Raw genomic sequence first — 17240 nt, 5'->3', positions numbered from 1 at the left:
GGTCAGCATTCATTTTGAGGTAGATCTTCATAATGTTTCCGCCAAATTGCACGTAGCGCTTTGAAAGGGGTAAAGATAAGAATGATTGAATTTGAAAAACCGAAAATTCACAAAATCGAAGAAAGTTCTAATTTTGGTAAATTTATTGTTGAGCCGTTAGAACGTGGCTATGGCACAACTTTGGGTAATTCGCTTCGTCGGATTTTACTTTCTTCACTTCCTGGGGCTGCGATTACCAGCATTCAAATTGACGGTGTCTTACATGAATTTTCCACAATCAAAGGTGTTCGGGAAGATGTTACGCAGATTATCTTAAATCTGAAAAAAGTAGCACTAAAAATTAGTTCTGAGGAAGTTCAAAATCTCGAAATTAACGTCACCGGTCCAGCAAAGGTTTCTGCTGGAGACATTCAGGGCAGTGGTGAGGTCGAGGTTTTAAACCCAGATCTATATCTTTTCACGTTAGCTGAAGGAACTACTCTTCATGTTAGAATGACTGCTAATACTGGACGTGGCTACGTTTCTGCTGATGAAAATAAAGCAAAAGCCGATGAAATGCCGATTGGTGTTTTGCCAATCGATTCAATTTATACCCCGATCGAACGTGTCAATTATCAAGTTGAAAAAACACGAGTTGGTCAAAAAGACGATTATGATAAATTGACGTTGGAAGTTTGGACAAATGGTTCAATTACTCCTAGCGAAGCAATTAGTTTATCGGCTAAGATTTTAACGGAGCATTTGACCTTATTTGTTGATTTGACTGATGAAGCTAAGAATGCTGAAATCATGGTTGAAAAAGAAGAAACACATAAAGAAAAAATGCTTGAAATGACGATTGAAGAGTTAGATTTATCTGTTCGTTCCTATAATTGCCTTAAACGTGCTGGTATTAACACCGTTCAAGAGTTAACTGACAAATCAGAAGCTGATATGATGAAAGTTCGTAATTTAGGACGTAAATCGCTTGAAGAAGTTAAGAACAAATTGTCTGACCTTGGCTTATCATTGCGTCATGAAGATTAAGATTAGTTTGCAAAGGAGGGAAATTTAAAATGGGTTACCGTAAATTAGGTCGCACCAGCGGACATCGTCGTGCTATGCTCCGCAATTTGACAACTGATTTGATTGTTAACGGTCGAATCATTACGACTGAAGCTCGTGCTAAGGAAGTTCGCAAAACGGCTGATAAGATGATTTCTCTTGGCAAAAAGGGCGACTTAGCTTCACGTCGTCGAGCTGCTGCTTTCATGATGGACGTAGTTGCAGATGTTAAAGAAGAAGCAGATAAAGTTGTTGTACAAACAGCTTTGCAAAAACTATTTGCCGAAGTTGCTCCTCGTTTTAAGGACCGTAATGGTGGTTATACGCGGATCTTGAAGATGAATGAGCGTCGTGGCGATGCTGCCAAGATGGTTGTTTTGGAATTGGTTGATTAATTGTTTTTAGATTGTCACTTTTATAGCGATAACTGGGCGTTACGATGTTGGGTCACACCGAGTCTAGTCCTAAGTACTCATCTGCTTGGTGAGGAAACCTTCACTATAAAAAGTGATTTTTTTATTTTAATATAGATCGTTAAATAAAAGCCCGGGCAATGATTAAAATTTCATGGTCGAGGCTTTTTTAGATTTTTAATATAAAATCCTCCGTTGAGACGTTGAGAGGTGGCTTTTTCCTAAAATCACTAACAATTGCTAATAATCAACTAATTATATGTTATTATTATTGTCAAAGAAATTTTTTTGGAGGGTTACATGGAAAAGATAGCTGAAATTAAGAATCTCAATTTTAAATACTCTCAGCAAGGTAACTGGCTGTTTCATGATTTTAATTTAGCTATTAACCGTTACGAATGGTTAGCAATTATTGGACATAATGGTAGTGGTAAAAGCACTTTAGCCCGATTATTAGATGGACTTTTGGTGCCGCAAACAGGTGGGATCTGGATTGATCAGCAAAAAATGAATTCAGGAAATGTTTGGCAGCTTCGTAAAAAAATCGGCATGGTTTTTCAGAATCCTGAGAATCAGTTTGTTGGTGCCAATGTGGCTGATGACGTGGCATTTGGCTTAGAGAATCAAGCTGTACCATACGACAAAATGCATCAACGTGTTGCTGCTGCCCTAAAACGAGTCAATATGTGGGAGTATGCTGAGCAAGAACCGGCTAATTTATCAGGTGGTCAAAAACAGCGGGTCGCGATTGCGGGGGTGATTGCGTTAAAGCCGAAGATCGTCATTTTGGATGAAGCAACCAGCATGCTTGATCCTGAGGGACGCCATGAGGTGATTTCTTTAATTAAGGAATTAAAGGAGCAGGAGGGTTTAACAGTTATTTCGATCACGCATGATATTGATGAAGCTTCACTAGCCGACCGGGTAGTGGTTTTAGATGATGGAGAAATTCTTAATGCTGCGCCAGCAGCTGAAGTTTTTAGCCAGGGACAAGCCTTGATTGACTTAGGCTTGGACATACCATTTTCCGAAAAAGTCAAACTTGCACTAAAACGTCAGGGTGTTTTGATTCCGCAAGGATATTATACTGAGCAAAGGATGGTCGATTGGATTTGTCAATCAATTTCGAAAAAGTAGACTATATTTATCAGCCAAATACACCATTTGCTCACCAAGCTTTAGATCAGGTCAGCTTTTCTTTGCCGGATGAAAGTTATACAGCCATCATTGGTCATACTGGTAGTGGAAAATCAACCTTAGTTCAACACTTAAATGGGCTGTTAAAACCCAGTCATGGCCGTTTGACGGTTCAAGATCAGTTGATCACTCCACAGACGACTAATAAACAATTAGTTGATCTGCGGCGACAAGTCGGGGTGGTTTTTCAATTTCCTGAAGCACAATTATTTGAGGAGACAGTTTTGCGTGATATTGCTTTTGCTCCTAAAAACTTTGGGATAAACGAAGAAAGAGCTGATCTTTTGGCTAAAGAAGCGGCTGAAGCAGTTAGACTGCCTGATTCAGTTTTAAACAAGTCACCATTCGAATTGTCAGGTGGCCAAATGCGGCGAGTTGCGATTGCTGGGATCTTAGTCATGAAACCAAAAGTTTTAGTTTTGGATGAGCCAACGGCGGGGCTAGATCCTAAGGGTCATCAGGAAATTATGGAACTTTTCGCCCAATTAAAGACACAACAGCATTTGACAATTGTCTTAGTTTCACATCAAATGGATGATGTAGCACAATATGCAGATCAGGTTTTAGTGATGGAACAAGGCAGGTTGCTGGCTCAACAAACTCCGCAGCAACTTTTTAGCCAAGCACAGTGGCTAACTAAACACCATTTAGGCTTACCACGCGCAACAAAATTGGCTTTTGAAATTGAAAAGAAGTCAACGTTCAAGTTTTCTTCACTACCGCTAACTGCTAGTCAGTTGGCCAACCAGCTAGCTAACTTTTTACCAAAAGGAGTAAGTCAAGATGAATAAAATTCTTTTGGGAAGATATCTGCCAGGGTCTTCGTTGATCCATCATTTAGATCCACGAGCCAAACTGCTTCTTAGCTTTTATTTTATTATTATTATCTTTTTGGCCAATAATTGGGCATCTTATCTCTTACTGTTTGTCTTTATGGCTTTAACGATTCTACTAGCAAAAATCAAAATCGGCTTTTTTTGGAAGGGTGTCCGACCACTGATTTGGTTGATTTTATTTACAGTTGTTTTACAGATTTTTTTTAGTACTGGTGGAACAGTTTATTGGCATTGGGGTATCTTATCAGTTACCAATACTGGCTTAGTCAGCGGTATTTACGTTTTCTGTCGCTTTGTTTTAATTATTTTTATGTCAACGTTACTGACTCTAACGACTCCTCCTTTGGAAATCGCTGGAGCCATGGAATCGCTCCTTAAACCGTTAAAAAAAGTTCATTTTCCGGTTTACGAAGTTTCGCTGATGCTTTCGATTGCTTTAAGATTTGTGCCGACTTTAATGGATGAAGCTCTTAAGATTATGAATGCACAACGCTCGCGCGGAGTGAATTTTGATCAAGGCAGTTTGATGCAGCGTTTAAAAGCTGTAGTACCTTTGTTGATTCCATTATTTGTCAGTGCGTTTAATCGGGCGGAGGATTTGGCAACTGCAATGGAAGCACGTGGTTATCATGGTGGCGAAGGCCGAACCAAGTATCGTGTGCATCAGTGGTTGTGCCATGATACCTTAAGCTGTTTAGCATTTTTGGTCTTAACAATTGGAATGTTGTTTTTGCGAAATTGGTAGAAATTTATAGTTAGAGAGAGTGGAAAATTGTGACCGTCAGATATAAAGTAACTTTGGCTTATGATGGGACGAACTTTGCTGGCTTCCAAGTTCAACCCCACCAACGTACAGTTCAAGGAGTACTTGAAAAAGCTGTTAATCGAATGAATAAAGCAGATAATTATGTTCATGTTTTTGGGTCTGGCCGGACAGATGCCGGTGTCCATGCTTTGGGCCAGGTCGTGCATTTTGATTTGGTCAATGATGTCCCTGATAGTGGGATCGTTAATGGATTAAACAGTATGTTGCCGCTTGATATGCAGATCTTGCAGGCTGAGCATGTTTCAGCTGACTTCCATGCGCGGTATACAACACATGGCAAGCGCTACGCATACCGTGTTAGTCACCGCTGGTATGTGGATCCCTTTAAACGTTTCTATACTGGACACTGGAAGTATCCACTAGATGTTGCTTTGATTCGTGAGGCCTTAAAAGATGTTGTGGGAACGCATGATTTTTCGAGTTTTGTGGCTGCTGGCAGTCAGGCCAAGACCCATGTTCGGACAGTTTATTCGGCGACTGTTCAAGTGCAACCAGCTGAACATGAATTAATTTTTGAATTTTATGGGAATGGATTTCTGTATAATCAAGTTCGGATTATGGTCGCAGCTTTGCTAGAAATTGGCAGCAAACGACGTCCGGTTCATGACTTTTTACGTTTATATCAGGTGAAAGATCGGACTCAATGTCGCGGCACAGCCCCAGCTAGCGGTTTATATTTAAAAGAGGTTGTTTATTAACAACTAAATTTAGGATAAATATTGACTTTAGGGGCAAAAAAAAGTAATATGAAAGTTGGTATTGTTTGCCCCACTAGTAGGCCCCGGAAACTTATTATGCGTCAAACAAGCATATAAAAATGGAGGAAAAAATCGTGCGTACAACTTATATTGCAAAACCAGGCGAAGTGGAACGTAAATGGTATGTCGTTGATGCAACAGATGTTCCTTTGGGACGTTTATCGACTGTCGTTGCTTCCGTTTTGCGTGGTAAGAACAAACCAACTTTTACACCAAATGTTGATACTGGTGATTTTGTAATTGTTATTAATGCTGAAAAAGTTGCCTTAACTGGGCGTAAAGCAGATCGTAAAATTTACTATCATCATACGGATCATCCAGGTGGTTTAAAAGCAAGAACTGCTGGAGATTACCGTGAAAAAGATCCAGAAAAATTAATTACTTTATCGATCAAAGGTATGATGCCTAAGGGAAGTTTAGGTCGTGCTCAAATGAAGAAACTTCGTGTTTATCGTGGTGCTGATCATCAACATACAGCACAGCAGCCTGAAGTACTCGATATTACAAACTTAATTTAGGAGGAGACTGAATTTGGCTCAAGTACAATACAAAGGAACTGGCCGTCGTAAAAACTCTGTTGCTCGTGTTCGTTTGGTACCGGGTACAGGCAAAATTACGATCAATGGTCGTTCAGCTGAAAAATATATTCCATTTGCAAACTTGCGTGAAGTAATGGTGCAGCCGTTTGGCGTTACCGAAACCAAGGATGCTTATGATGTTTTAGTTAATGTTAATGGTGGCGGTTTTTCTGGTCAAGCTGGTGCAATTCGTCATGGGATTGCTCGGGCTTTATTAGAAGTTGACCCTGATTTCCGTGGAGTTTTGAAACGTGCTGGTCTCTTGACACGAGATGCTCGGATGAAAGAACGTAAGAAACCAGGTTTGAAGAAAGCTCGTAAAGCACCACAATTTTCAAAACGTTAAATCAAATTTTGGTTTTTCAAGTCAGTTGCCAACTTGGCAGCTGACTTTTTTTAAATTAAAAAAGCTTCAATTAGCTGAACTGACTAACTGAAGCTAGGTTGGAGATGGATAAAGTTTTAATTAAGTTTTTCTTTGATTGTTTTGGCTGACTGGTCAAGTTTAGCCTGTTCAGCAGTTGTTAATTTCAACTGGTTAAGCTCAATGATCCCTTGGCGGCCGATAACAGCCGGATAACCAATGTAATGTTGGTACTGATCAAGGTAGACTGAAGTTGGACAGGCTAAATGTGCATCGGATAAAACAGCCAGAGCTAATTTGATTGCACAGGTTGCAATTGCATAGCAGGTATAATGCTTGCCAGAGAATACCAGCCAACCACCCCGCCGAGCCTGCTGGTCTAATTCATCTAAGTTCAGAGCCACTTCTTGAGCCATTTTAGTGATTGGATGACCTTTAACTTCAACTGTCGACCAAGCAGTATATTGTGACTCACCATGCTCGCCTAAAACATAGCCGCTAACATTTTTGGGATCTTCATGGAGTGCTTGACCAACTGCACGCTGCATTCTGGCAGTATCCAGAAAAGTTCCGGTTCCAAAGACCTGTTGCTTGCTGAGTCCAGTTTGTCGTTGCAGCATGGTTGTGATTACATCACACGGGTTGGTGATATTGATCAAGACTCCATTAAATCCCGAAGACTTAATCTCAGCGGCGACTTCTTTAACAGCTTGCGCATTGAATTTCAATTCGCCAAACCGATCACCATCCATTCTAATCGAATCAATATTCCCAAAAGCGGTAATGATAATATCCGCATCATGTAAAGCCTGGTAATCTTGCGGAATGATCCTGGTAAAAGTATCGAGGCGTGCCAAGGTGTCTCTTAAGTCATATTCTTCAGCAGTTGCTTTGTCATGATTTTTATCAATGATCACTAATTCATCTGTGATTCCTTTGGTAACAAGGGTATAAGCAATGGTTGCACCAACGTGGCCGAGGCCAATCACACCAATTTTTCGCAAAATAAATACCTCCCTGAATGTTTTTAAAGCACTTACAATTAATTTAAGTTTAATTTTATGTAAAGTCAAGCAGAAAAACTGCTAAGAAAAATTATTAGCCGTCATAAAATAGAATTTTAAAAAACCAAGGTAATTTGCGGTATAATACAAATTAAGAAATTACTCAGCTGAAATTGATTTTTAATTTCAAGATTTACAAAGAAAGAAGCGTTCGAATATTGTTTTTTGAAAAATCAGAATTAATGGAAACTTTACCAGCACAGTTTTTTGCTACTTTAGTTAGCAAGGTCAACCAAAAAATTGCTGCCGGTAACGATGTGATCAATCTCGGACAAGGTAATCCTGATCAACCAACTTATGATTACATTGTCAAGGCCATGCAAGCTGCAACGGCTAAGCCGCAAAATCACAAGTATTCACCTTTTACTGGCTTGTTGACTTTAAAGAGAGCTGCTGCCGAGTTTTATCAAAAACACTATGGTGTCGAACTTGATCCAGAAACTGAAATTGCCATTTTAGGTGGTTCAAAAATTGGCTTAGTCGAACTCCCCTGGGCTTTAATGAATCCCGGTGACTTAATGCTCCTTCCAGATCCAGGTTATCCTGATTATCTATCTGGGGTTGCTTTGGGCCAGGTTAAGTATCAAACATTCCCACTCTTAGAAAAAAACAACTTTTTACCTGATTATCAAAATTTTGATCAGCAAGCCGCTGACCAAGCGAAGTTTATGTATCTTAACTATCCTAATAATCCAACTGGTGCCGCTGCGACACCTGAGTTTTATCAACAAACAGTTGAATTTGCTAAGCAGCATCATCTTGGAATTGTTAGTGATTTTGCTTATGGTGCTTTAGGTTTTGATGGCTATCAAAATCCTAGTTTCTTGCAGGCCACCGGTGCTAAAGATGTTGGAATTGAAATTTATACATTTTCAAAAACTTTCAATATGGCTGGCTGGCGGATCGCGTTTGCAGCTGGTAATGCTTCAATTATCTCAGCTTTAAATCTGATTCAAGATCATCTATTTGTCAGCATTTTTCCAGCGATCCAAGAAGCTGGGATCACAGCTTTGCTTTCAGACCAAGCTCAGGAGCAAATTGCTCACTTGGTTAGTTTATATCAAGAACGGCGGGATGCTTTTTTGACCGCCGCTAGAAAAATTGGTTGGCAGCCGTATGTGCCTAAAGGAACTTTCTATGCTTGGATGCCGGTTCCCAAAGGCTATACCAGTGAAACTTTTGCTGATTTATTGTTGGATCAGGCTAACGTTGCTGTAGCACCTGGAAAAGGTTTCGGCAAGCTGGGCGATCAGTATGTGCGGATTGGTCTGCTAGTTTCGCCAGCGCGGTTGATCGAAGCAGTTCAACGAATTGGTGCTTTGCATTTGTTTGATTAGCAAGGTTGATTTCAGAAAGAAGATGGATGAAAAATGACAGCGAAAACAGTTGAAATCAGTGATGCAGAATGGCAGATCATGCGGGTTGTTTGGACTTTGCAACAGGCGACCAGCCGACAGATTATTGACAACTTAGCTGCAAGAAATCACTGGAAAGAAGCTACAATCAAGACCCTCTTGCGCCGTTTAGTCCAAAAAGAAGTCCTGGCAACGACTACGCAAAAACGTAGCTTCGTTTATCATCCATTGATCAATGAACAAGAGGCCATTGATTTAATGACGACTAATGTTTTTGAAAAAATTTGCCAAATGCATGTTGGAAGTGCATTACGATCATTAGTTAAGCAGTTTCCGTTAACTAGGACTGATATATCAGCGCTTGAAGCTGAGTTAAAGCAGAAGTATCCGACAGCACCAGAGCAATTACCATGTGATTGTCTACCAGCGATGCATTTAGATTACCATGGCTGTTCAATGACAAAAGATAAAAAAAGCTGTTAATTTTGTGTTTACATTAGTAAACGCAAAAGGTATAATGACCAGTGAAAAGAGGTGACCAGATGAAGCAGGAACAATATGAAATAGATGGGATGGTTTGTGCCAGCTGTGCGCAAACAGTTGAAAAGGCTGTTGCACAACTGAAAGGGGTCAAAACTGCTAACGTTAATTTAGCAACCGAAAAAATGCAAGTGGATTATGATGAGAGAAAATTGCAACCAGCTCAGATTGTCGCGGCTGTTGAGTATGTAGGCTATGGGGCAAAATTACAACAACAGCTGATTGATCAGCAACGGGTGCAAAAAAAACAGCACCAAAAACAGCAAATGAAAACTGATTTAATGGGAGCAATCTTATTAACAATCCCAATTTTGTATTTGGCAATGGGTTCGATGTTTGGCTGGGCTTTGCCAAACTTTCTCACTGGCAGCGCAGCTTTGGGCAAACGAGCGATCATTGAATTATTATTGACTGGTGGTGTCTTTTATTTTGGCCGCCGGCATTGGCTGGGCGGATTCAGCTCGCTGCTACGACTCCATCCTAATATGGATTCTTTAGTAGCACTAGGAACCTGGACGGCAATGCTAACTAGTTTGGCTAACACTTGGCTGATTTTATTTCAAGGACGCTCCGGATATTTGTATTACGAAACAGCGGCAATGATTTTAACACTGATCATGTGCGGTAAGTACCTGGAATTCTCTGCTAAACAAAAAGCAGTTGATTCTTTGAATTCTTTGTTGAATCTGGTCCCGCCCCAAGCTGACCGGCTTTTAGCAGACGGCACGGTTGAAAAAATTGCCGCTGATCAAATTCAAACCGGCGACAAACTGCTGGTGAGAGCAGGCTTGCAGGTACCAACTGATGGTCAAATCTTGTCAGGGCAAACGAGCATTGATGAATCAATGATTACCGGAGAAAGCTTACCAGTGGTCAAAAGTGTTGGTGATCAAGTGATTGGTGGCACCCAGAATCAATTAGGAAAAATTACGATTCAAGCTACGCAGGTCGGCGAAAAAACGGTGTTAGCACAGATTATCAAGTTAGTTGCTGATGCTCAGGCAACCAAAGCACCAATTGCGCGGTTGGCCGATCAAGTTGCGGCTTATTTCGTCCCAGCGATTTTACTGATTGCTCTTTTAGGCGGGTTAGGTTGGTTGGTTGCGGGAGCATCCTTTAACTTTGCTTTACAAGTTTTTGTAGCTGTATTAGTAATTGCTTGTCCGTGTGCACTTGGTTTAGCGACGCCAACAGCCTTAATGGTCGGTGGCGGCAAAGCGGCTGAAAATGGAATCTTGTTTAAGAATAGTCCAGCTTTGGAAATGATGTCGCGGATTGCGACGATCGTTTTTGATAAAACTGGGACTTTAACTCAAGGTAATCCTCATGTGGCTCAAGTGTTTACGAATAGTGATCTTTCCAGTCAAGAATTATTAACAGTTGCGGCCAGCTTAGAAAGTGGCAGCAGTCATCCATTAGCAACGGCAATTGTTAAAGCAGCACCAACTGCTAGCCAACCAGTTAGTGAGTTTAAAACTTATCCTGGGCTAGGTATCAGTGGGGAAATTTCTGGCCAACAGTATTATTTGGGTAATCAAAAATTGTTGCAAAAGCAAAAAATTGCTGCTGATTTGAAACCTAATCAAGTAATTGGTCAAACTGTGGTTTACTTAGCTAGTGAGCAGCAGCTGCTTGGAGAAATAAATATTGTTGATCCACTTCGTCCTGAAGTTCAGCAGGTGATCAGTCAGTTGAAGGCTGCTAAGATCGAAGTTGTTTTATTAACTGGTGATAAACAAGCAGTTGCTAATCATGTCGCTCAGCAGGTTGGCATTAATCGAGTTTTTGCAGAGGTTTTACCAACTCAAAAAGCGGCGGTGATCCAGCAACTGCAACAAGAAGGTCAAAAAGTTGCTATGGTTGGTGATGGAATCAACGATGCGCCGGCTTTGGCTTTGGCAGATGTTGGAATTGCGATTGGCAACGGAACTAATGTTGCCATTGAAGCAGCTGATGTAGTGCTAATGCATTCAAATTTAAATGAATTGTTAAACGCAGTGATCCTTAGTCATAAAACGCTCCTTAATATTAAAGAAAACTTATTCTGGGCTTTTGCTTACAATCTCTTAGGTATTCCGGTGGCTCTAGGGGTTTTGTCGCTCTTTGGTGGACCGTTGCTCAATCCAGCAATTGCCGGAGCAGCTATGAGTTTTAGTTCAGTTTCAGTCGTTTTAAATGCCCTGCGCTTAAAGCGGGTAAAATTAAATCAATTAAATGGAGGTCTTCAAGATGTCAAAAGAAGTCTTAGTATCAGGAATGAAATGTAGCGGTTGTGCAGACAAGGTGGAAAAAGCCTTTACCGGTTTAGATGGTGTTGATCAAGTCAAAGTCAGTTTAGCAGCTGGCAAGGCAAGTTTTAATGGTCAAGCAACTCTTGAAGAATTGAACAACGCTTTAGTTGGTACACATTATCATGTCGATAAATTTGTTGATTAAAGGTAATGATTATTGATAATCAAATACTGTAAGTCAGTTCTTAATTAAAATCAGGTTAAAAAGCTGAAGAAAATTAAATTTTCTTCAGCTTTTTTTAAACAAAGATATTTACTTAATATTTAGTAATTAAAATAAGCATCTGTTTATCCTTTGACATAGTAAAATTAATAAGTATAGCTATTAAAAAAAGAGAATTTTAAAATAATTTTTACGTTTGCAAAAAATTCTAATAAAATTTTCTTAAAAATTAGCTTCAATAAAATGTGCATGCTTTAAATTTTGAATAATATAAGAAACTTAAAATTCTACAGGACCTTTTTTTAGCTATTTTTATGACTTTAATGTAAAATATGGTTATAATATACAAAAATAAAGTTGCTTTATAATTTTAAACTTGACAACTTAGATGTATTTTAGTATATTATGGTAGTCTGTTTTAATTGTAAAATATTTTAAATTTATGGAGGCATCTAAATTGATTACACTTCAAAAATCTCTAACAAACTTAACTCAAGTTTTGCGCCTGCATGAACATCGTCAAAATGATCCTGACTTTGCTCGACTAGGTGCGATTGATGTTTATTATCTGGAGGCAATCTACCAACTCAAGGAACCAACAATTGGAATGATTTCACGTTTACTTGACCAATCAACGCCAAACACTAATTACCACATCAAAAAGTTGATGAAATTAGGTTTGATTGAAAAACGGCTTGATGATGTTGATCGGCGGGTTACTCATTTGCTGGTTACAGAAAAGTATTTAAAAATGCTTGAAACAGATGAAGAATTTTGGCAACGTTTAGAAAATCGTTTGGAAGATGAAGTTGCTCCTAAGGACTTAGCAATCTTTAAGCGAGTTTTGCGTCAGACGACCGACATTGTTTCTGAAGAAGGTTTGGACGAGCTTTAAAATATAAAAAATATATGCGGGAAGACTGAGTTTTTTAGCTCAGCCTTTTTTGTCGGCTAGGTTTTAAAATTCAATTAAGAGGCTATTGCTTAGGTTTCAGCATTTTTGCCAGTTCTGGTATGTCAACTGCAAAGAAAATGATATGCTATAATTATGCCAAATAACAGATCGGAGTGAATTTCTTGCAAAATAAAAAGATTAAACAATTAGTTATTTTGGCATTTTTTTGTTCTATTATTATTTTACAAAATGTGATTCCTTTTTTAGGCTACATTCCACTGGGGCCTTTAAATTTAACTTTGATTCATATTACCGTCATTGTAGCAGCGTTTGTCTTGGGACCCTTAGCGGGAGCAATAATTGGTGGAGTTTGGGGACTGATCACCTTTATTCGAGCCTTTGTTTGGCCAACTAGTCCTTTGGCTACAATCGTTTTTGTTAATCCTTTGGTAGCAATTTTACCGCGGATCATGATTGGTGTTATCAGTGGATGGATGTTTCGCTGGCTGAAAAGCTGGCAAATAAAGCCACTAGCAGCGATGATGATCAGTGCGATTTTGGGATCACTGACCAATACGCTCTTGGTTTTAGGTCAAATTTATTTATTTTATCGTGATCGATCACAGATTCTTTATCAAATTAACACCAAAGCCTTGTTGCCATTTTTGTTGACTGTTATTGGTACAAATGGGATTCCAGAAGCAATTGCAGCAGCAGTAATTGCTCCAGCTGTTAGTTTAGCTTTGCTCAAGAGCCGCCGAAACCAGATTAATAAATAAGAGATGGAAAAATGACGACAAAAAGAAAAATTGTTAGAAAAAGCAGACGCAGGCGAAAAAATAATTTCTGGTATGATCGTGGTCATTTGAGGGCCAGCAGTTTATTGCTAATCTTCTTATTGGTTTTTTTGGTATTTTTAATAACATTAGGATGGCTGGGAAAATTCTCGCGCAATAATCAAAACGCGGTCACTATTGATAATACGCAGAAAAAAGCTTTCATTGAACAAATCTTACCAGCAGCACAGCAGCAACAGCAGTCTCATCATTTATTGACCAGCATTACTTTAGCACAAGCAGCCTTGGAATCCGATTGGGGACAAAGCCAATTAGCCAATAAATATCATAACTTATTTGGAATCAAAAGTAATCAAACAAACTCAAAGCTATTAACGACTAAGGAATATGTAAACGGAAGCTGGATCACTGTTGAAGCACGCTTTGCTGTTTACAATAATTGGACAGCCTCAATTGCTGCACATACACAATTACTCTTAAACGGTACTAAGTGGGATAAAAATCACTATCAAACTGTGCTGCAAGCTGATAATTATCGTCAGGCAGCCCAAGCTCTGCAAACTCAAGGCTATGCAACTGATCCGGCCTATGCTCAGAAATTGATTGAAGTGATCGAAAAGTATCATTTAAATCGCTACGATCAGCAATAAAAAACGAATAATGAATGTTGTTTTTAGCGTAATTGTATGTTATTGTCAAGAGTGTTTACTTAAGCATTATCATCATTGCTGGAAAGTTGAAATAAAAATCTAAATTGCTGCTTTTACGTTTCAGTAGAAGGAGCCTTTTGTTTTTGAAGGGAAGGAAATAAGTTGAAAATACTTGAAGAACGGATCAAGCAAGATGGAATCGTCTTACCAGGAAATGTTTTGAAAGTCAATCAGTTTCTTAATCATCAAATCGATCCAGATCTAATGCTGGATATCGGTAAAGAATTTGTTAATCTGTTTGGTAAAGAGAAAATAACCAAAATTTTAACAATTGAATCGTCGGGAATTGCGCCGGCTATTATGACTGGGCTGTTGCTTCACGTTCCGGTGTTATTCGGTCGTAAGAAAAAAAGCAGCACAATGCCTGGCGATGTTTATTGTGCGCATGTTTATTCGTATACCAAAAAGGTTGAAAATACGGTTACGGTTGAAAGTAAATTCTTAAATGAAAAGGATCGGGTTTTGATCATCGATGACTTTTTAGCTAATGGTGAAGCTGTCTCGGGAATGTTGGAAATTTGTCGACAGGCTCATGCCCGAGTGATTGGCGTCGGAATCGCAATTGAGAAATCCTTTCAAGGCGGCGCAAAGCGGATCAAGGATCAAGGAGTTCGTTTAGAATCGTTGGCGAAAATTGCTTCATTTGACAACGGTCAGGTTCAATTTGTGGAGGAAAGTAAATAATGGTTGAAGAGACACCAAAAAATGTTTCACAAGGTAAAGCCGCTGTTTTGGGTTTGCAGCATTTATTAGCAATGTATTCAGGAGCAGTTGCGGTTCCATTATTGATCGGAACGGCTTTAAAATTCAACAGTGAACAAATGACTTATTTAGTTTCAATTGATATTTTTATGTGCGGTTTAGCAACTTTATTGCAATTATTACGTAATCGTTATTTTGGAATCGGTCTGCCAGTTGTTTTAGGTTGTGCGATTCAAGCAGTTGAACCACTCAAAATGATTGGCAAAGAATTCACAATTGGTACAATGTATGGAGCAATCATCGTTGCAGGAATTTTTGTTTTTCTGGTAGCTGGTCAATTCTCGCGGATCAAGAAGTTTTTTCCACCAGTGGTGACAGGTTCGCTAATTACGGTGATTGGCTTAACATTGATTCCGATTGCAGTTCAAAATATGGGTGGTGGGGATGCGACCGCCAAAAATTTTGGCAATTTGAAAAATTTGTTGTTAGCCTTTTTAACTGTTGTGATCATTTTAGCTGTTCAACGCTGGGGTAAAGGATTTTTAAGCTCAATTGCCGTTTTGGTTGGGTTGGTGTTAGGAACGCTTTTAGCACTTGCAATGGGAGTAGTTTCTTTAGCTCCAATTGCTCAAGCCAGCTGGTTCCATTTCCCTCAGCCATTTTATTTTGGCTTGCCGCAATTTGAATGGTCTTCATCATTGACAATGATTATCATTGCCTTAGTTTCAATGGTCGAATCAACGGGCGTTTTCTTCGCTTTAGGTGGGATCTTACATCAGGATATTCAGGCGGCTGATTTAAAACGCGGTTATCGGGCCGAAGGTTTGGCTCAGATCTTAGGCGGAATTTTCAATACATTTCCTTACACGACCTTTTCACAAAATGTTGGGTTGCTGCAGCTATCTGGTATCAAAACCAAACGACCAATTTATTGGTCAGCAATTTTGTTAATGCTGATGGGTCTAATTCCCAAAATTGGCGCTTTTGCGACCATTATTCCAACTCCGGTCTTAGGTGGCGCCATGCTGGTTATGTTTTCAATGATCAGTGTCCAGGGGATCCGGATGCTGTTTGAAGTCGACTTTAATGATCAGCGCAATTTATTAATCGTTGCTGTTTCAATCGGTTTAGGCCTAGGTGTTTCAGTATATCCGACTATCTTTGAATTTTTGCCGAAGACGGCTCAGCTTTTCTTGGGAAATGGAATTGTGGTAGCCAGTTTAGCTTCTGTTCTTTTAAATGTTATTTTGAAAGGCAAGGCTGGGCTAGTTGAGCGTAAACAAGCTGAAAATTAAAAATAATAATTGATTGTTTTTGATCGAAGTCCGCTTATTAAGGATTTCGATTTTTTGTTTGCTCAAACGGGAAATAATTTTGCCAAATATTAAATAATTAAGTTGATTTTCTATGTTAAAATAAAAATAGATTAAGCCTTCGGGTAAAATAAAGTTCGTTTACAGAGAAAGTAGTGAGATTATGGCTAACGAAGTATTATTTCCAGGAGATACACTTGGGATAATTGGTGAAAGTCCAAATGGAATCATGTTGGCAGAAACTGCCAAAAAGATGGGCTTTAAAGTCATTGCTTATAATTCAAATGAAGCAGCTCCCACAGTTCAGGAAGCTGATTTGGGAATCATCGGCAATTTTAAAGACAAAGCAAAGTTGCAGGACTTTGCTGAAAGGTGTTCAGCAGTAACTTATGTTTCCGATCAAGTACCGGCAGAAGTCATTGGCTTTTTGGAACGTTTCACACGCATTCCGCAAGGCAAAGATGCACTTGAGATTTCACAGGATCGGTTATTAGAGCGGGCTTTTTTGGAACAGATTAACATGAACATTGCACCGTATGCCACGATCGTCAGTTTGGATGATGTTTATCAATCAGTCAGCTCGATTGGTTATCCATGTATCATTAAGCCGATTCAAAAAGAATTCGGTCATCGTTACCAACAGTTGATCACTAAACAAAGTGACATTGCGCGCTGTGCAGATTTTATTGATTATGGAACTTTTGTTTTAGAAGCTTGGATTCCTTTTAAAATGGAGCTTTCTGTGATTGTTGTCAAGGATGAAGAGGGGGGGTTAAAGCTTTTCCCAATTGTCGAAAACTACTATCGTGATCGACGCTTATTTGAATCAGCAGTTGGTGGTCAAATTGAGGCCAACGTGGCAGCTGAAATCCACAAATTAGCAACGACGATCGCTGGAAATCTGACTTATACTGGTGCTTTGGAAATTGCCTTTTTCTTAACGGCAAGCGGAGCAATCTATGTCAAAAAAATTGTTCCAACGATTCATCCTGTAGGCTATGTCTTTGATAAGGCAACCAATGTTTCGATGTTTGAACAGCATATCAGGGCCTTAGCTAAAATGCCGCTGGGTGACGTGGAACTGTTAAAGCCAACGGTGATGGTCAAATTGAATACCAGTGACCTAGAAGCGTTGCGGACACAATGGGTCTTGAAAACCAACTGGCATTATCGCTTTTATCGCTATCCGAAAATGGCTCGTCAGCAAGAACCTGGTTATTTGTTAGCTCAAGGGGATAATATTGGCGAGATCAGAGAGCAACTAGCTGCAACAAGTGTTTGGCAGGAACCAACTGAGAATGATGGGGAATAAAAAAACAAGGCAAGCTTCGGGCTTTTTTTCGAGAAGCTTGTTTTTATTTTTGTTATAATAAAAATTGATTGGATTCAAGAGA

At 39.4% G+C, this 17240-nt stretch carries 19 protein-coding genes; 18 read left to right on the top strand and 1 reads right to left on the bottom strand.

The window, feature by feature from the left end; genetic code table 11:
• Positions 1 to 81 precede the first annotated feature (81 nt).
• The 8 genes from KH893_RS09545 (at position 82) to rpsI (ending at position 5998) form a co-directional block, all read left to right on the top strand.
• Positions 82 to 1026: a DNA-directed RNA polymerase subunit alpha gene (locus KH893_RS09545; protein ID WP_281165927.1), complete on the top strand. Its 945-nt coding sequence runs from the start codon at positions 82 to 84 to the stop codon at positions 1024 to 1026.
• Between the two features lie 29 nt (positions 1027 to 1055).
• Entirely contained in the window at positions 1056 to 1439 is a 384-nt protein-coding gene (gene rplQ / locus KH893_RS09540) for a 50S ribosomal protein L17 (RefSeq protein WP_281165926.1), read from the top strand.
• Between the two features lie 318 nt (positions 1440 to 1757).
• Complete coding sequence (locus tag KH893_RS09535; RefSeq protein WP_281165925.1) at positions 1758 to 2594, top strand: energy-coupling factor ABC transporter ATP-binding protein; 837 nt, start codon at positions 1758 to 1760, stop codon at positions 2592 to 2594.
• Complete coding sequence (locus tag KH893_RS09530) at positions 2570 to 3445, top strand: energy-coupling factor ABC transporter ATP-binding protein (RefSeq protein WP_281165924.1); 876 nt, start codon at positions 2570 to 2572, stop codon at positions 3443 to 3445. The genes KH893_RS09535 and KH893_RS09530 overlap by 25 nt, the downstream gene beginning before the upstream one ends.
• On the top strand, positions 3438 to 4235 hold the full coding sequence (locus KH893_RS09525; RefSeq protein WP_281165923.1) for an energy-coupling factor transporter transmembrane component T family protein: 798 nt from the start codon (positions 3438 to 3440) through the stop codon (positions 4233 to 4235). The genes KH893_RS09530 and KH893_RS09525 overlap by 8 nt, the downstream gene beginning before the upstream one ends.
• 29 nt (positions 4236 to 4264) lie before the next feature.
• A complete protein-coding gene (truA, locus tag KH893_RS09520) occupies positions 4265 to 5014 on the top strand; it encodes a tRNA pseudouridine(38-40) synthase TruA (protein ID WP_281165922.1) in 750 nt (249 codons plus the stop codon).
• A 134-nt stretch (positions 5015 to 5148) separates the two neighbouring features.
• On the top strand, positions 5149 to 5592 hold the full coding sequence (rplM, locus tag KH893_RS09515; RefSeq protein ID WP_281165921.1) for a 50S ribosomal protein L13: 444 nt from the start codon (positions 5149 to 5151) through the stop codon (positions 5590 to 5592).
• Positions 5593 to 5605: 13 nt separating this feature from the next.
• Positions 5606 to 5998: a 30S ribosomal protein S9 gene (gene rpsI, locus KH893_RS09510; protein ID WP_281165920.1), complete on the top strand. Its 393-nt coding sequence runs from the start codon at positions 5606 to 5608 to the stop codon at positions 5996 to 5998.
• Positions 5999 to 6114: 116 nt separating this feature from the next.
• Here rpsI and KH893_RS09505 read toward each other — a convergent pair whose 3' ends face one another.
• Complete coding sequence (locus KH893_RS09505) at positions 6115 to 7020, bottom strand: L-lactate dehydrogenase (protein ID WP_281165919.1); 906 nt, start codon at positions 7018 to 7020, stop codon at positions 6115 to 6117.
• A gap of 218 nt (positions 7021 to 7238) precedes the next feature.
• On the opposite strand from KH893_RS09505, the gene KH893_RS09500 reads away from it, so the two are divergent.
• The 10 genes from KH893_RS09500 (at position 7239) to KH893_RS09455 (ending at position 17158) form a co-directional block, all read left to right on the top strand.
• A complete protein-coding gene (locus KH893_RS09500; RefSeq protein WP_281165918.1) occupies positions 7239 to 8417 on the top strand; it encodes a pyridoxal phosphate-dependent aminotransferase in 1179 nt (392 codons plus the stop codon).
• A 33-nt stretch (positions 8418 to 8450) separates the two neighbouring features.
• Positions 8451 to 8918: a CopY/TcrY family copper transport repressor gene (locus KH893_RS09495; protein ID WP_281165917.1), complete on the top strand. Its 468-nt coding sequence runs from the start codon at positions 8451 to 8453 to the stop codon at positions 8916 to 8918.
• 59 nt (positions 8919 to 8977) lie between these two features.
• Positions 8978 to 11242, top strand: coding sequence for a heavy metal translocating P-type ATPase (locus KH893_RS09490; RefSeq protein ID WP_281165916.1), 2265 nt, complete (start codon positions 8978 to 8980; stop codon positions 11240 to 11242).
• On the top strand, positions 11205 to 11411 hold the full coding sequence (locus KH893_RS09485; protein ID WP_281165915.1) for a heavy-metal-associated domain-containing protein: 207 nt from the start codon (positions 11205 to 11207) through the stop codon (positions 11409 to 11411). Before KH893_RS09490 ends, KH893_RS09485 begins: the two co-directional genes overlap by 38 nt.
• Before the next feature lie 475 nt (positions 11412 to 11886).
• Positions 11887 to 12324 (top strand): MarR family winged helix-turn-helix transcriptional regulator, encoded by a 438-nt coding sequence (locus KH893_RS09480; RefSeq protein ID WP_281165914.1) that lies wholly within the window; start codon positions 11887 to 11889, stop codon positions 12322 to 12324.
• A gap of 182 nt (positions 12325 to 12506) precedes the next feature.
• Complete coding sequence (locus KH893_RS09475) at positions 12507 to 13103, top strand: ECF transporter S component (RefSeq protein WP_281165913.1); 597 nt, start codon at positions 12507 to 12509, stop codon at positions 13101 to 13103.
• A gap of 11 nt (positions 13104 to 13114) precedes the next feature.
• Complete coding sequence (locus KH893_RS09470) at positions 13115 to 13771, top strand: glycoside hydrolase family 73 protein (RefSeq protein WP_281165912.1); 657 nt, start codon at positions 13115 to 13117, stop codon at positions 13769 to 13771.
• Positions 13772 to 13933: 162 nt separating this feature from the next.
• Positions 13934 to 14515: a xanthine phosphoribosyltransferase gene (locus KH893_RS09465; RefSeq protein WP_281165911.1), complete on the top strand. Its 582-nt coding sequence runs from the start codon at positions 13934 to 13936 to the stop codon at positions 14513 to 14515.
• Positions 14515 to 15828, top strand: coding sequence for a nucleobase:cation symporter-2 family protein (locus KH893_RS09460; protein WP_281165910.1), 1314 nt, complete (start codon positions 14515 to 14517; stop codon positions 15826 to 15828). The genes KH893_RS09465 and KH893_RS09460 overlap by 1 nt, the downstream gene beginning before the upstream one ends.
• A gap of 181 nt (positions 15829 to 16009) precedes the next feature.
• On the top strand, positions 16010 to 17158 hold the full coding sequence (locus KH893_RS09455) for an ATP-grasp domain-containing protein (RefSeq protein ID WP_281165909.1): 1149 nt from the start codon (positions 16010 to 16012) through the stop codon (positions 17156 to 17158).
• Positions 17159 to 17240 lie beyond the last annotated feature (82 nt).

The organism is Liquorilactobacillus sicerae, assembly GCF_029916425.1.
Lineage (GTDB): Bacteria > Bacillota > Bacilli > Lactobacillales > Lactobacillaceae > Liquorilactobacillus > Liquorilactobacillus sicerae.
This window is presented reverse-complemented; position numbering and strand designations above follow the sequence as displayed.

Excerpts from the sequence above, each read along its gene's own strand:
- KH893_RS09545 (WP_281165927.1), top strand. The coding sequence starts at position 82 with ATGATTGAATTTGAAAAACCGAAAATTCACAAAATCGAAGAAAGTTCT.
- rplQ (WP_281165926.1), top strand. The coding sequence starts at position 1,056 with ATGGGTTACCGTAAATTAGGTCGCACCAGCGGACATCGTCGTGCTATG.
- KH893_RS09535 (WP_281165925.1), top strand. The coding sequence starts at position 1,758 with ATGGAAAAGATAGCTGAAATTAAGAATCTCAATTTTAAATACTCTCAG.
- KH893_RS09525 (WP_281165923.1), top strand. The coding sequence starts at position 3,438 with ATGAATAAAATTCTTTTGGGAAGATATCTGCCAGGGTCTTCGTTGATC.
- KH893_RS09495 (WP_281165917.1), top strand. The coding sequence starts at position 8,451 with ATGACAGCGAAAACAGTTGAAATCAGTGATGCAGAATGGCAGATCATG.
- KH893_RS09490 (WP_281165916.1), top strand. The coding sequence starts at position 8,978 with ATGAAGCAGGAACAATATGAAATAGATGGGATGGTTTGTGCCAGCTGT.
- KH893_RS09485 (WP_281165915.1), top strand. The coding sequence starts at position 11,205 with ATGTCAAAAGAAGTCTTAGTATCAGGAATGAAATGTAGCGGTTGTGCA.
- KH893_RS09470 (WP_281165912.1), top strand. The coding sequence starts at position 13,115 with ATGACGACAAAAAGAAAAATTGTTAGAAAAAGCAGACGCAGGCGAAAA.
- KH893_RS09460 (WP_281165910.1), top strand. The coding sequence starts at position 14,515 with ATGGTTGAAGAGACACCAAAAAATGTTTCACAAGGTAAAGCCGCTGTT.
- KH893_RS09455 (WP_281165909.1), top strand. The coding sequence starts at position 16,010 with ATGGCTAACGAAGTATTATTTCCAGGAGATACACTTGGGATAATTGGT.